Here is a 14676-nt window from a genome sequence, read left to right on the forward strand (position 1 = left end):
TCGCGAAGCGTCCGGAGCTCTCGTCTCGTGGGTGCGGGCACAGGCGAACCCGGCCCAGACGATGAGGCCCAGGAGGAGGCACTCGACTACGCCCGCGACGATGTCGGATCCCTTGGTCATCGGTGCTCCTGGATGGCGTGGCGTGACACCGCCGCGATGACATTCCTACGAAGGCAGTCAGGCAGCGGCGTAGTCGAGCTTGAACGACGGGTGCCACATCTCGACCACGACCGCCCGGGGCCGGGACGCGGCGGGCGCGTTCGGGAGCCGACGGGTGCCGGTGTGGTCCACGACGTAGAACGCGCCGTGGGGGTCGCGCCAGAGGTAGATGCCGGGGAAGGGCTGCCGGACCCGCCACCGGCCGTGGGTCTTGAGGCGGTGGTGCGGGGTGGTCATCGGGCCGTAGTTGCCCACGCTGGACTCCCCGCCCTCGTCGTACGGGACGGTGTGGTCGACCTGCATCTGGCGGGAGGTGCAGGAGGCGAAGGGGAAGGTGTCGGCCGGCGTCATCAGATGCACGGCCCGCCTATGTCGGTCGGGGATCTCGTAGGCGTCGACGGGGGCCTGCCCGGCCAGGTCGAGGATCGGGCGGATCGTGAAGCGGGCCTGGGGCCCGAGCACGTCGCGGACCCAGCGCTCGGTCACCGGGCCGTGGCCCTCCAGACGCGCGAGGCTCTCGCGGTCGGGGCCGTCGTAGACATGGACGAACAGCTGCACGTCCACCGACGCGGTGTCGCTGCCGGTGACCAGCCGCAGGACGGCCCGGACGCGGCGTTCGTCGGCGGGGAGGTCGGCGGGGAGCTCGGGGTCGAGACGCTCGGCCTCGGCGCGGACGGCGGCCTCGATGGTGTCGATGGTCGCGACGTCGGCGCGGACCAGGAAGGTGGCCATGCCGTGCGCCTCGCCGGCGATCTTGCGGGCGAACGTCGCCCGGGCGGTCTGCTCCTCGCGCTCGCGGGCGGCCTCGGGGGCGGCCTGGGCGACCTTGGCCTCGACCAGCGCCTCGAACCGGGACCAGGCGATGCGGCCGTCGGCCGACTCGGCGACCGCGGCGTCGACGTAGGCCGCCTCGGCGGGCTCCAGGTCGCGGGTCTTGGCGACGACGTGCCGGGCGTAGGAGGCGCGCACCTGACCGGCCTGCACCCGCGCCCACAGCTCGGGGTGGCGGCGGTAGAGGTCCAGGGCGTCGCCGATCAGCCGGGCCGCGGCGTACGGCGAGCGCCCGATCCGCGCCCCGAGCTCGGCGGCCCCGAACTCGGTGACCTCCGGAGTGCCCGGACCACCCAGTTGCCGGGCCCGCTCACGTCCGGGCCGAGCGGCCTCGGCGGGGTCGAGCCGGTCGGCCGCGTGCAGCACCGCCCACTGGTAGGCCACGCGCAGCAGATCGACCTCCGCCTGACGAGCCGTCTCCGCACACGCGCCGGCGACGTCGAGGAGCTCGTCCTCCGACAAGTCGTCCAGCATCCCGAGTGCGGCCATACCACATAGTATTCGAATGTATGTTCGAATGCAAGAGGCTTGATCGCACTCTTGAGGTGTGATGTCTCAGGACATGGGTGACAGTTCTGCATCAGGACTTCGGTGACACCTGATGTGTCAGGACTTCGGTGACACTTGGGGGTTCTTCGGACGTGTTCCGGGTGGTCGGCCGTTGCCGACGTAGCTGATCCCGACGGCGGGTCGGACGTGTTCGGCGAGGATCTCGCCTTGCAGGTCGGTGATGGTGATCTTGTCTCCGGGCTGAGTGCCCTCGGTGATGACGAGGACCTGTTTGAAGGCGTGGTCGACGTCGATCTTGTAGAAGACCTTGTCCACGTGAACGGTGCCGCCGGTGCTGACCTTCCGGATGCGGGTGTCGGCTGGCAGCTCGGCCGGCGGGGGTGGTTGCGGGTGCATGTACCGCTGCGGCACGGGCCGCTCGAACCATGGCTTCTGATCAGTGCTGGGGCGGGGCGGGTTGGCCTTCGGTGTTGCTTCCCATGCCGCCAACGGTGTGACGCGGCCCGGTAGCCCTTGGTGCGGACGTTCGGTGTTGTAGATGTGGTCGAAGGCGTCGACCTGAGCCTGCAGCTCGGCCAGCGACTCGGCAAGCGGCTGCTTGTCGAGGTAGCGGAACAGAGTCTGGTGGAAGCGTTCGTTCTTGCCCTGGGTGGTCGGCTTGTACGGCTTCCCGGTGATCGGCTCGACCCCAAGCCGCGACACGTGGTCGACGAGTTGGCCCAGGTACCCGCGCCGCGAGGGGTTGAGCGCGAGTCCGTTGTCGGACAGCAGCCGTTGCGGGACACCGTGGGCGGCGATGGCCTTGTCGACCACCTTGATCGCGTCCATGACGGTCTCGCCCCAGGCGACGTGGGACGCCACGGCGTAGCGGGAGTGGTCGTCGATGAGCTGGAAGATCACACACTTGCGGCCACCGGTCAGGACGTACTCGGTGGCATCCAGTTGCCAGCACGCGTTCGGGGCCGGGTAGACGAACCGCCGCCAGGCCGAGCGAGGTCGTTTCTTCGGCTCGAGTCGGGCAACGCCAGCCTCGCGGAAGATCCGAGCCAGCGACGCGACCGAGGGCACCACGTCCAGGCCCATCGCGTGCATCTTGTCGTGCACGCTGATCGGCCCGTGGTCCAGCCCGGACGCCTCGAGCGCCGCGCGCACCTGAACCGCTTGGGCCTTGACCGCCTCGGTCAGCTTCGAGGGGCTCGTCTTCGGTCGGCGGGTGCGGGGCTCGAGCACCGCGGCCGGTCCCTCGGTCTTGGCGCGCTTGCGCAGCTCGTAGAACGACTTGCGGGAGATGCCGTGCTCGGCACAGAACGTCGAGACCGCCCCGCGCGGTGCGTCATCGGGCCACTGGGAGATCGCGAGACGGACACGGGGATCGATGGGTTCACTGGCTGCCACCGCCGAAGCCTCGGGGCAGAAGTGTCACCACCAAGACGATTTAAAGTGTCACCGATGTCCTGATGGAGATTCGTCACCGATGTCCTGCGACATGACATCGCACTCTTGAGGATCGGACAAGTGCCTTAGCCCGGATCCACCGATGGCCATGGCGGTGAGCGCGTGATCGGGATTGGCGGGGTATGAGGGGTCGTGGGCGTGTTGATCTGCCGGACCTCGTTGTCCGGGTCGTCCACAGTGATCCTCGGTCGCGCAGCGGTGGCTGCTGGGTGGTCAGGCCGCGAGGACGGGTGGTGGGTCGCTGACCCGGTCGAAGAGTGCGGTCCAGGCGGGCTGCCAGGGCCAGGCTCGAGGCAGGTGCAGGGTGATGCGGCGGGCCGAGGTCGCGACTCGTGCCGGCACGGTGATCAGCTTGCGGCGGATCGTCGCGGTGGTCGCCCGTGCCAGGTCTGGTGCCGCCACGGTGCCCGCCGCGCGGGTGAGGTTGAACGCGATGACGGCGAGCACCAGCCAGGCGGCGTTGGCGGTGAACACACCGGATGGCAGGTGTGCCAGCGCGGCGTCCTTGAGGTCGGCGTGGACCTGCTCGATGACGGCGTGGTGGCGGTGAGTCTTGTCGGCGGCGACGGTGTCGAGGACCTTGGGGTCGGCGGTGGTGAAGAAGGCGTGGAAGCGCCAGGTGTCGAACAGGGCGTCCTGGCCGGCGGCCTTGTTCTTCTCGGCGTTGAAGTCGGGTATCCGGCGCACGACCAGCCGGCCCGGCACCTGCTCGGACTTCTTCTGCGCAGCGAAGGCGGTGAAGCCGATCTCGGCGACCTCGGCGCGGGAGATCCAGCGGCCGGTGGTCTCGTCGAAGATGGCGTCGGGGTACTCGATGGTGGTCCACGCGTGGTCGGGGATGGTGGCGATCGCCCTCTTGACCGCCTTGTCCATCCGCACCGTGACCGACACCGCGGCACCGCCGTTGATCGCGGCGTGGACCGGTCCGCGGCCGTAGAAGGCCGAGTCCATCCGCACCAGCACCGGCTGGGTCGTGCCGAGCAGCCGTCGGGTGGTCCGCACCGCGTCGCCGACCAGCCGCTTCGCGCCGCGTGGCGACCCGGCCGCGCCCTTGCGGAGTCGTTGGGCCACGATCACCGGCGCCGTTGTCGCGGTCGCGAGCGTGGCGAGCAGCGCGTTGAGCCCACGGACACCGGAGTAGCCGAACCCGGCGCCCTGCTTGGCGTAGCCGTGGACCTCGATGATCGTGTCGTCGACATCGAGCAATGCGTACCCGGTTCCGTCGGTGTCCGCCCCGGACGCGGCCCTGGCGCCCAGCAGCCCGGTCAGCCCGGCCAGCGCGGTCAGGAACCGTGATGCGATCGCGTCGAGCTGGCGGACGTGGCCGAAGGTGAACGTCCGCAGGAACGACCCCAGCGTCGAGGGCGCGTAGGCCCGGGCGAAGACCCGGCCCATCCCGCCATGCCGCAGCAGGGCCATGTCATCGATCGAGTCCGCACCGGCGACCATCCCCGCCACCAGCGAGGCGACCTTCAGACCGGCGTTCGCGCCCTTGTCGGTCGGCACCGTGAGGTGCTCATCAGCCAGGTCACGCAGTCCGGCGGACTCGGCCAACGCGAGCACCGGAACCAGGCCGCCGGCCGACACCAGATTGGGATCATCGAAGGCTGCCGAGGAAGCCCGCAGCGTGTGAGAGAGTTTCACCTCAGAGATGCCCCTTGCGTTTCGGTCGAATCGTTGCCTGAAGAACTCCGATTCTCCCGCCACGCAAGGGCATTCTCGTTCTACGGCACGCTCAACCAGCCCAACTCATCGGTGGATCCGGGCTTAGCGCCGGCCCGCAACCCATGCTCCCCGGCCGCGAGCGGTGGCTCCGAGACGGGCGCAGACGCCCTCCTCAACTACCGACGCCCACCGACGCCCACCGGCACCCGCCGCGCCGTCAGCTCCTACGTATGAGCCCGGTGTCGGTAATCGTGCAGCGACTTGCCGACGTAGGCCCGGGAGACCAGCGCGACGAACCGCTCGACGGCGTCCTCGGAGGGCGAGAACGGGCCGGGCGCGTAGTGCGGGGACGCCAGGCCGCGCTGGACGGACTCGCAGGCGGCCCAGTCCTGGCGGTTGGTGAGGTCCCAGAACTCCACGGCGAAGGTCGGGTCGGGCACCGAGCCGTCCGCCTCCGGCACGAGGTACCAGGAGCACTCGATCCAGGTCCGGCCGGGCGCGAGCGGCACCAGCCGATGCGTCATCACGTAGTCGGGATGCGGCGAGATCAGCAGGTTCGGGAGGAGGTGGAGGTACTCCACCGCGGTGGCCGCGACGCCGGGGATCGGCACGCCGTTGGACTCCCCCGTCAGCGACATCGTCCGCATGCCGTCACGCAGCACCATCGAGCCACCGACCCACGCGCCGGGCAGGTCGTAGTTGTCGCCGGACGTCGGCGGCGTGACCTGGCACAGCTCGGGGTGGATCAGCGGGCAGTGGTAGCACTCGTGATAGTTCTCCGCGACGATCTTCCAGTTCGCGGCGATCTCGTAGGAGTGGCGCTCGGCGAGCACCAGCGAGGCGATGTCGTACGGCGCGACGATCCCCCCGAGCTCGCCGACGTACTCCTCGAACGGCACCACGTCGGGGTCACCGAGGCGGTGCGCGGCGTGGCCGAAGACCCACCCCTCCCACACGGTGACCGGGAGCTCGACCAGCGAGTACGCCGCCGGGTCGAAGCCCGGCTCGTCGCGGTAGCCGGGCGCCGCCACGAGGTCGCCGGCGAGGTCGTAGGACCATGCGTGGTACGGGCAGATGACCGACCTCCGGGCCGACGCGTCCCCGTCCGGGAGCAGCTCGTGGGCGCGGTGGCGGCAGGTGTTCGCGAACATCCGCACGGCGTCACCGGACCGCGTCAACAGCGCGGACACGTCGCCGACCATCACCGCGCGCTGGGTGGCGGGCTTGCCGTCCTCCTCCAGCGCGGCCGGCAGCAGCTCCGCGAGCCGGCCCAGACAGGTCCAGCCGCCCGCGAAGAGATGCCGCCGCTCCCAGGCCAGCACCTCTTCCGAGGTGTAGGCGGTCCCGGGCAGCATGGCCGGAACGGACCCGTCGCGGTCGCGGATCTCGTCCTGGAGACGTACCAGATCGCTCATTGCTGCCTCCTCCTCACACGTACTGCCTGGATTCTGCCGCCTCGGGACGGGTCCGCTCCACCTCACACGAGCCAGTGCACCGCGTACGACGGGTCGGTGAGCGCCGACCGAGCGCCGCACCTTCCCCTCCGCGGACGGGACGCTCGTTCCCCCGACCCTGCTGCCCCACCGCGACACCCCGCTCGACGGGCGGGCGAGCACGTCGGACCGTCGGGGCGGTTCGGCCACCTCGCCTACGAGGCCGAGGTGTACGCCTGGCTGCTGGAGCGGTGGGCTAGCGACGCTTCAGGATCCAGGCGATCATCACGATGATGATGAGCGCGCCGACGAGCTCGATCACGCCGATGCCGAACATGACGCGAATCTAGCAGCGCGCGGGTCTTGGGTGATCTCTGCCGCTGGGGCACTCCGCCCAGTAAGACGCCAGGTCGGCCGGTGGCGAAGAGCGTCTGGCCCAGGTCGATGTCGAGAGTTCCGTCGACCGCATCGCTATGCGACTCGGACGCCGCCTCGGTGAAGATCCCACGGCCTGCGCCTCCCGTAGGACCCCGACGGGGGTAGAGCAAGTTCTCGCGGACTGCCAAGCGGGGGCCCGGGGCTGCCCCCACGATCTCCTCGAACTTGCGATGCGCCCCGCCCAACGTCTTGACCGATGTCGTCGCCGCGAGGAGCGTCGTCAGTCTCAGAACACCGCGAACCCTCACCGAGGGAGCAGAAGCCCATGAGACCACTCCTCGTCAGCACGTTTGATCTCGGCTCCTCCTTCGGAATTGCGGACAGCGCATTCGAGGAGGACTTCCGCAGGCCGGCAGCCAGCCTCGGTGAAGTGGGCATCGACAACCCGCTCGGGTGGGGATCGACCCTCGTCCTGGAACCCTCCGGACCGGTTCTCTCAAGGTGGCGACTTGAGGCGCAGTACCAGGTCCACCGGCTGGCTGGGGAGGAGGCGCTCGGTTGGTCGGCGGATATCGACGGGCCGCTGAGCGCCTTCGAGACCCGAATGGCCGAACTCGTTGCCGGCCACCCCGTCGAACGCTGCGCCCTCACCGTCTACTCGGTCGGGGTGGTCTACGTGCATCTGCGATTCAGTCCAAGCCTGCCTGTTCGCTATTGCGATGGTCTCCTGAACTGCTTCGAGTTCGCCGGCTACACCCCCCAGGTGTCCGCCGACCTTCTCGCCGCGGCGACCAGCCACCGAGACCGGGCGGCGAAGGTCACCCACGGACCGCTCGAGGAGCTCACCAGGCGCCCGATCGCGGCGATCAGGACCGACGCAGAGAACTACCAGGAGTCAACTCAGTTCACGTACTTTCGGCATGTCGTGCTGGGCATCGATCCCGGTGACAGAGCCGCCGTAGACGCGCTCGTGGGGGACATGACCCCCGATAGGGTGACCTCGCTCGAGTTTGAGCTCCACGGGTGCCTGTACCACAGCTCGGAGCTGTTCGTGTTTGAGGCGAAGGGCCTGCACACTGGCGCGGACGATCCGACGATGATGCGCGAGGCCGAGCGAATACTCGCCGACATCGAGGTCACGCACGTCTTCGCCGGCGTCTGCAACGCCTACTCGACGTTGGTGCTCGACGCCATCCGCAAGCAGGTGGATGCCTACAGCGAAGGCCTTGCGTACCGCGCGGACCCGCAGAAGCTGAACCGGCTTCGCGCCACGTCCCTGGCCGTCGTGAATCTGACGCGGTACGACTTGATCAGCGTGACGGAGGAGGACCAGAAGTACTTCGATGCGTTCGAGGCGGAAGAGAAGCTGCAGGAGAAGCACACACAGATAACCGATGGCGTCGACGTGTTGTACAACGTGCAGGCGGCGGACGAGCAGGACGCGGCGCGCCGACGTAGCGATCTGATCAATGTGGTGCTCTTAGCGCTCACGTCCTTGACACTGGTCTCGGTCCTCGCCGACAGCTACAACTTCCTCGGAGGCCAGGAGCAGCTCCTGGCGAGAATCGTCCTCCGCGGAGCGGTGCTCGTCCTGTTACTCCTGCTGCTCGGGGGCGTCCTGTTCCGGCTGATCCGTAGGCTGAACGAGAGGTGAGGTCTCATCGGTTTCGGCCACCACCTCCGATGTCGGCGAAGCCGACGAAGCAAGGACGCATCCTTGCGCCGTACGGAAGGACGACGACACCGACCGCTCGAGGTCAGGCGGCCGCCCGGGCCGGGGCAGAAGCGGCGTGCGGGAGTGGCACGACGCTCGCGCCATCGAGGTCGGTGCGACGGCGCCGCAGCGACACCGCGGCGACACCCGCCAGCAGCAGGATGCTGGCGAGGCCCCCGACGATCAGCCCGTTGCGGGCACCGAGGAACTCGAGCAGCGCCCCGAGGACCGGCGGTCCGGCCAGACCCCAGCTGGTGCTGGCGGTGCGCCAGGCGCCGAGCACCCGGCCGCGCATCGACTCCGGTGGGACCGTCTGCAGCATCGTCTGGGTGCCGGTCGCCAGCGCGCCCTCGGCGGCGGCCATGGGGATGGCGAGCAGCACGACCGCGGCCAGCACCGGGCTGAGCCCGACGAGGGTCTGCAGGCCGGCGGCAGCGACCGCGAGCGCCAGCACGACACCGAGCCGCGGCACCCGGACGAAGCCGGCCAGCAGCGCGCCGAGGATGCCGCCGACCGCCAGGGCGGTGCTCACCTGGGCGTAGCCGCCGAGCGGCCCGGTGACCAGGGCGGCGGTGCTCAGCGTGTAGTTGCGGCCGAGCAGGGTCGTGACCAGGACCACCAGCAGCAGGGTCAGCAACGCGCGGTCGCCGAGCAGGTAGCGGACCCCGGCCCGCGCGCCCTGCCGGCCCGCGATCGACGGCATGGTGCCGGCCGGCGGGGTGACCGGGTCGGCGGAGGCGGCCGGGCGCGGGGCGCTGCGCAGGAACGGGATGGTCGCCGCGACGAGCAGGAAGGACAGGCCGTTGACGACGTACGCCGCGCTGATGCCGACGAAGGTCACCGCGGTGCCGGCCAGCGCCGTACCGCCCAGCCGGCCCAGGTTCGCGGCGGTGGACCCGACCGCGATCGCGGAGGGCACGTCCTCCTGGGGGACCAGCTCGTTGCCGAGCAGCGAGACGGCCGGGCCGTCCGCGGCCGCGACGATGCCGTCCACAGCCGCATGCTGCGGTGGCGCAGGCTGCGCCAGGGGCTGTGCCGCGCACGCCGTGCGCGGCTGCCGGAGCCGGTTTGACCGATTGAGGTGTCGGTTGAGTTGTTGACTGACGTGCTGACTGACTGGGGGCGCCGGGGCAGGACGCGCATGACCATTGGGGAGACCACTCGAGACTTCGTGCGAACAGGGACGACTGTTGGCACAACAGGACACTTCTCGACCGAACTCCGGCTCGAAGAGTGTGGGCCTCACCACCAGCCCTGGCGATGGGCCCAGTGCAGGAGCAGGCCCGACATGGTCAGCATGACCGCCACGACGGCGACCAGCTGGGTGACGTGCGTGCTCTGGTTGACGATCACGTTCATGCCGTACACCGACGCCAGGGCGGTGATCGGCAAAGTGACCGCCGCGATCACCGCGAGCCGCTCCATGGCCAGGGTCATCTTCGTGTCGACCTTCGTCTGGTAGAGCTCGATGACCCCGAAGAGGAACTGGGCCTCGCCGTCAGCGATCGAGCGCACGCGGTTGAACTGGTCGGCCAGGTCCCGGGCCAACAGACGGGAGGGCTCCGGCACGAAGCGGTCGAGTGAGCCGACCCGGGCGTACACGTCGTGCGTCTGAGCGGCCATCGTCCGGGCGGTGATCAGCTCGTGCCGGATGAGGAACATCCGCTCGAGCAGGACCTCCGGGTCGGTGAGCGCAGACTGCATCACCTCGTGCTCCAGACCGGGGAGCTTCTCGGCGACCAGACCCACGAGGGCTCGCTGTCGCCGGGCCAGCGCCGAGGAGAGCGCATAGGAGAGCTCGGCCGGCGTTGCGGGGGCGAACCGGCCGGCCTCGATCCGGCCGCGCACAGCGGAGGTCTCCACGAGCGCCTCGCGCGGGTCCACCACCGGGTTCAGGGGGCCGTGCACCGTCACCAGGAACCGGTCCCCGATGATCTGGTCCAGCTCGAGCATGTGCACGTGGCCGCTGTCACCCTCCAACGGCGCGTGCGTGATCACGAAGTAGTGGTCGACGTAGCTGTGCACGGTCGGCACGTGGTTGCGCCGTTCGCAGTCCTCGAGCACTCGGGGATGACAGCCTAGCTGCGAGAGAAGCTCGCGGACCTGGTCGTCCCACTGCGGAACGTCGACCCAGACGAAGCCGTCGTCGCGGTCCAGCAGGGAGAGAAGGGCGCCGCTCTCCTGCCGATGCGCTCCGGACGCGTCTACGAATCGGACGTCCATGGGGCCAGCGTGTCCCAGTCGCGGACGCCCGTAAAGGAGCGTGACGGCACCTCCTCGGGCCGCGCCCGAGGAGGTGCCGTGGCTCAGTGACTCAGTGCCTCAGGGGCGGGGCTTGCCGCCCTTGCCGCCCTTGCCGCCCTTCGCCTTCGTGGGCGCAGGGGCGGCGGCCGCGGGGGCCGTGGTGACCGGCGTCGCCGTGGCGGCGGCGGCGTCGACGATGCCCCAGCCGAAGACCGGCGAGTAGACGCCGGTGACCTCGGTGAGGGGCTGCCGCGCCGTGTCGAGCAGCACGCTCTCGACCTCGGCCAGGTCGCGACCCTGCGCGAAGAGCAGCGCCGCGACGCCCGCGACGTGCGGGGTGGCCATCGACGTGCCGGCGTAGAAGTCGTAGTCCTCCTCGCCGCAGCCGGCGCTGCCGGTGCCCAGCGGCACGGTGGAGACGATGTCGTCCTCGCAGAACGCGAGGCCCGCACCGCCGGGGGCCGAGACCGCCTTGAGGTCGGGCTTGTTCGGGAGCTCCGAGAACCAGCTCTTGGCCTCGTTCCGGTCGGTCGAGGCGACGCAGACAGCGCCGGGCTCGAAGGCCGGGGTGTTGCACAGGGCGGTCCCCGTGTTGCCCGCCGCCGCGATGACCGCGACGCCCTTGCTGTTGGCGTAGGCGACCGCCTCGGTCACCGAGCTCTCGAGCCCCGTCAGGGTCAGGGCCTGCACGCCGGGCAGGGCGCCCAGGCTCAGGTTGATGACGTCGGCGCCGTTGTCGGCGGACCAGCGGATGCCCGCCGCGATCTCCTCGAAGGAGCCGCTCCCGTCCTCGAGCACCTTGACCGGCAGGATCTTGGCGTCCGGGGCGGTGCCGGCCACGCCGATGCCGTTGTCCGTGACGGCCGCGACGATGCCCGCCACGTGGGTGCCGTGCTCGTCGCCGTTGTTCACGCCGTCCGGGCCGCGGTAGTCACCGTTGCCGCAGGGCGCCTGTCCGGCGCAGCCGGTGAAGGTGGCGCCCTGGAGGAGGTTGGCCGTCAGGTCCGGGTGGGCGAAGTCGACGCCGGTGTCCACCACGGCCACCACCGCTCCGGCGCCTCTCGTCGTGGTCCACGCCTGCTCGGCGTGGACCTGGTCCAAGCCCCACTGCAGGTCGCGCAAGGGGTCGTTCGTGGCTGCCTGGGCGCTGCCGGCCTGCAGCAGCGCGGCGGCCACCGCGAGGGGTACGGCTGATCCGAGAATTCGACGCATGGGGGACGTGCCTTTCCGTTTCGTGCGGCGCTTGTGTCGTGATGTTGAACGGACCGGCGGCCCAGGAGTCACGGCGCCGGCGTCACCGGTGAGCCGTCACCTCGGGCGGACGGTGAGCGACTGCGTCATCGTGCCGAAGGGCCCGCGCTCGTCGTGGAGCACGCTGCTGGTCATCCCGTGCCCGGCCGGGCCGAAGGTGACCGTGGTGTCGAAGCCCAGCCAGCCGCGCTCCGGCGTCCGGACCAGGTGGGCCGTGAGGTCGACGTTGGGGAACGCCACGACGCCGGGGTCGGCGCGGATGGTCATGCCGTTGGCGATGTCGAACAGGCCGGCGGCCGCGGCCAGGGGGCTCACCGGCTCGTCGAGCAGCGACACGTCGGTGCGGACCCAGAACCGCCCGCGACCCGGAGCCTCCTGCTCACGGCGCAGCTGGGTGGACTCGATGAAGCCGCCCGGCCAGACCGTGGTCGGGTCCCACGGCGCCATCGCGTCGGGCGGCGGCAGCGGGGCCAGCCCCGAGCCCGCGAGCGCGGAGGTGTCCCGGGACGCGATCAGCCAGGCGCGGAGCAGCACCGCCGGCCGGCCCGCATGGGACAGCTCGGCCTCGACCAGCTCGACCGTGCGCCCCGGGCGCAGCACCCGCACCGCGACCGTGACCTCCTCGAGCGGGATCACGCCGAGGATGTCGAACGACAACCGCGAGATCGGCATCGACGCGCCGCGCTCGACCGCGTGGGTCAGCAGTCCGAGCGCGGGAGCGATGTGCTGCTCGTCGAGCTTCCACGCGCCCCCGACGTGGGCGGTGGGCAGGAACGTGGCGGGGCCGGTCCGGACGAAGTAGCTCGACATCGAGACATTCATACACGTGTCGACGAAGCGGCTCGACGCCGGTCGGTCCGCGCCGCGACCAGCCGCCAGCCCAGCATCGTCACCGCGAGGAAGAGGAAGGCCACGACGAGGAAGCCCGGGGCGAGGCCGCGGCCCGACAGCGCGCGGAGCCCCATGCCGAGGACGTACGTCGCCGCCAGCACCACCACTCCGGACGGCCAGACGCGGGAGGCCGACCAGCCCGGCCAGAGCAGCACCGCGTGGGCCAGCACGGCAGCCAGCGCGAACGGCCACGCGATCACCAACACCACCCACGAGGAGTCGGCGGCGCCGTGGGTGTTCTTGCCGCCGAGCGCCAGAGCGAGGACGCAGACGAGGTCGGCGAGGAGCGGACAGAGCCGGCGCGGAGTCACGCGAGAAAGGCTACGAGAGCCCCAGGATCGTGCCGTCGTCGGCCAGATCGATGCGCGCGGCCGAGGGGTCCCGCGGGAGGCCCGGCATGGTCATCATGTCGCCACAGACGACCACCACGAAGCCGGCGCCGGCCGACAGCCGCACCTCGCGCACGTGCAGCTCGTGGCCGGACGGAGCGCCGACCGCCGCAGGGTCCGTGGAGAACGAGTACTGCGTCTTCGCGACGCACACCGGCAACGAGCCGTAGCCGTCCCGCTCGATCCGCTGGAGCCGCCTTCGGGCCGCGGCGTCCCAGGTCACCTGGCCGGCGCCGTACAGGCGCGTGGCCACCGCGGTGACCTTCTCGCTGAGGGAGAGCTCGTCGGGGTAGGTGAACGAGAAGGAGTACGGCGAGGGCTCGTCGAGCACGGCCAGGACCCCCTTCGCCAGCTCGGCCGCGCCGGCGCCGCCGTCGGCGAAGTGCGTGGCCGGGTAGGCCTGCACACCCTCGGCCGCGCAGAGAGCCACGACCAGATCGACCTCCGCCGCGGTGTCGGTCGGGAACCGGTTGACCGCGACGACGCACGGGATCCCGTAGACGTCGCGGACGTTGTCGAGGTGGCGGCGCAGGTTGGCCATCCCGGCCTCGACGGCGGCCAGGTCCTCGGTGCCGAGGTCGGCGAGCGCCACTCCCCCGTGGTACTTCAACGCCCGCACGGTCGCCACGACGACGGCGACGTCGGGGCGCAGGCCGGACTTGCGGCACTTGATGTCGACGAACTTCTCCGCACCGAGGTCCGCCCCGAAGCCGGCCTCGGTCACCACGATGTCCGCGAGCCGCAGGCCGGCGCGCGTGGCCATCACCGAGGAGCAGCCGTGGGCGATGTTGGCGAACGGGCCGCCGTGCACGAACGCCGGCGCGCCCTCGAGCGTTTGCACCAGGTTGGGCGCGATCGCGTCACGGAGCAGGGCGGCCATGGCGCCGTCCGCCCCGAGGTCGCGCGCGGTGACCGGCTGGGTCGACCGGTCGTAGCCGATGACGATGTCGCCGATCCGGCGCTTGAGGTCGGCCCACGACTCGGTGAGGCAGAAGATCGCCATCAGCTCCGAGGCGACGACGATGTCGAAGCCGTCCTCGCGGGGGAAGCCGTTGGCGTGGCCGCCGAGCGCCACCACCACCGAGCGCAGCGCGCGGTCGTTCATGTCGAGCACGCGCTTCCAGGTGACGCTGCGTACGTCGATGTCGAGCTCGTTGCCGTGGTGCACGTGGTTGTCGATGAGCGCCGCGAGCAGGTTGTTGGCCGCCGCGATCGCCGCGAAGTCTCCGGTGAAGTGCAGGTTGATGTCGGTCATCGGCACGACCTGGCTGTAGCCACCGCCGGCCGCGCCGCCCTTCATGCCGAACACCGGCCCCATCGACGGCTCCCGCAGGCACGCGAGCGCACGGTGCCCGAGCCCGTGCAGCGCGTCGGTGAGCCCGACCGTCGTGGTGGTCTTGCCCTCCCCCGGCGGCGTCGGCGAGAGCGCCGTCATCAGCACGAGCCGGCCGAGCGGCCGGTCGGCGAGCGACGCCAGGTAGACGGGGTCGATCTTCGCCTTGAAGTGGCCGTACGGCACGAGGTGCCGCTCCTCGATCCCCAGCGTCTCGGCGGCCACGTCCCGGATCGGCCGCAGGGTCGCCGCACGGGCGATCTCGATGTCCGACAGCACCGTCGACACCTCCTCCGTGTTCACCTCGCACGCTAGCCCACGAGTGGAGCTCCGGGCCGGACCCTCGCTAGAGGATGAAGCGCGCGAAGACCTCGTCGGTCCTCGCGTCGACGGACGCCACGTCCTGGACCGGCATCGTCGGGT

Annotated in this window: 10 protein-coding genes and 1 pseudogene; 1 reads left to right on the forward strand and 10 read right to left on the reverse strand. The window is 70.5% G+C overall.

Annotated elements, in window-relative coordinates:
• Positions 1-177: 177 nt before the first annotated feature.
• The 4 genes and pseudogenes from ACYQ0U_RS07745 to ACYQ0U_RS07760 all read right to left on the reverse strand — a co-directional run bounded on the left by ACYQ0U_RS07745 (position 178) and on the right by ACYQ0U_RS07760 (position 6035).
• Positions 178-1479: a 13E12 repeat family protein gene (locus tag ACYQ0U_RS07745; RefSeq protein WP_459971252.1), complete on the reverse strand. Its 1302-nt coding sequence runs from the start codon at positions 1477-1479 to the stop codon at positions 178-180.
• A gap of 342 nt (positions 1480-1821) precedes the next feature.
• A pseudogene (locus tag ACYQ0U_RS07750) lies at positions 1822-2895 on the reverse strand (integrase core domain-containing protein); the annotation flags it as partial.
• A 273-nt stretch (positions 2896-3168) separates the two neighbouring features.
• Positions 3169-4599 carry an IS1380 family transposase gene (locus tag ACYQ0U_RS07755; RefSeq protein WP_459971254.1) on the reverse strand — a complete coding sequence of 477 codons (1431 nt, stop codon included), beginning with the start codon at positions 4597-4599 and terminating at the stop codon, positions 3169-3171.
• Between the two features lie 245 nt (positions 4600-4844).
• Positions 4845-6035 (reverse strand): aromatic ring-hydroxylating oxygenase subunit alpha, encoded by a 1191-nt coding sequence (locus ACYQ0U_RS07760; protein WP_459971256.1) that lies wholly within the window; start codon positions 6033-6035, stop codon positions 4845-4847.
• A gap of 721 nt (positions 6036-6756) precedes the next feature.
• On the opposite strand from ACYQ0U_RS07760, the gene ACYQ0U_RS07765 reads away from it, so the two are divergent.
• Positions 6757-8085, forward strand: a complete 1329-nt coding sequence (locus tag ACYQ0U_RS07765; RefSeq protein ID WP_459971258.1) for a hypothetical protein — start codon at positions 6757-6759, stop codon at positions 8083-8085.
• 103 nt (positions 8086-8188) lie between these two features.
• On the opposite strand, the gene ACYQ0U_RS07770 is transcribed toward ACYQ0U_RS07765, so the two are convergent.
• The 6 genes from ACYQ0U_RS07770 to ACYQ0U_RS07795 form a co-directional block, all read right to left on the reverse strand.
• Complete coding sequence (locus tag ACYQ0U_RS07770) at positions 8189-9139, reverse strand: MFS transporter (protein WP_459971260.1); 951 nt, start codon at positions 9137-9139, stop codon at positions 8189-8191.
• 248 nt (positions 9140-9387) lie between these two features.
• Entirely contained in the window at positions 9388-10368 is a 981-nt protein-coding gene (locus tag ACYQ0U_RS07775) for a magnesium transporter CorA family protein (protein ID WP_459971263.1), read from the reverse strand.
• 99 nt (positions 10369-10467) lie between these two features.
• On the reverse strand, positions 10468-11601 hold the full coding sequence (locus tag ACYQ0U_RS07780; protein ID WP_459971266.1) for a S8 family peptidase: 1134 nt from the start codon (positions 11599-11601) through the stop codon (positions 10468-10470).
• Positions 11602-11697: 96 nt separating this feature from the next.
• The gene (locus ACYQ0U_RS07785) at positions 11698-12450 is read right to left on the reverse strand and encodes a thioesterase family protein (protein WP_459971268.1); all 753 of its coding nucleotides are present in this window, start codon (positions 12448-12450) and stop codon (positions 11698-11700) included.
• Between the two features lie 8 nt (positions 12451-12458).
• Positions 12459-12842 carry a DUF3054 domain-containing protein gene (locus ACYQ0U_RS07790; RefSeq protein ID WP_459971270.1) on the reverse strand — a complete coding sequence of 128 codons (384 nt, stop codon included), beginning with the start codon at positions 12840-12842 and terminating at the stop codon, positions 12459-12461.
• A 10-nt stretch (positions 12843-12852) separates the two neighbouring features.
• A complete protein-coding gene (locus ACYQ0U_RS07795; protein ID WP_459971272.1) occupies positions 12853-14556 on the reverse strand; it encodes a formate--tetrahydrofolate ligase in 1704 nt (567 codons plus the stop codon).
• Between the last annotated feature and the right edge of the window lie 120 nt (positions 14557-14676).

This window comes from Nocardioides pyridinolyticus, from assembly GCF_054653575.1.

Bases quoted from the DNA above. Each gene is read 5' to 3' on its own strand.
- ACYQ0U_RS07780 (WP_459971266.1), bottom strand. From the start codon at position 11,601: ATGCGTCGAATTCTCGGATCAGCCGTACCCCTCGCGGTGGCCGCCGCG.
- ACYQ0U_RS07745 (WP_459971252.1), bottom strand. From the start codon at position 1,479: ATGGCCGCACTCGGGATGCTGGACGACTTGTCGGAGGACGAGCTCCTC.
- ACYQ0U_RS07785 (WP_459971268.1), bottom strand. From the start codon at position 12,450: ATGTCGAGCTACTTCGTCCGGACCGGCCCCGCCACGTTCCTGCCCACC.
- ACYQ0U_RS07760 (WP_459971256.1), bottom strand. From the start codon at position 6,035: ATGAGCGATCTGGTACGTCTCCAGGACGAGATCCGCGACCGCGACGGG.
- ACYQ0U_RS07765 (WP_459971258.1), top strand. From the start codon at position 6,757: ATGAGACCACTCCTCGTCAGCACGTTTGATCTCGGCTCCTCCTTCGGA.
- ACYQ0U_RS07775 (WP_459971263.1), bottom strand. From the start codon at position 10,368: ATGGACGTCCGATTCGTAGACGCGTCCGGAGCGCATCGGCAGGAGAGC.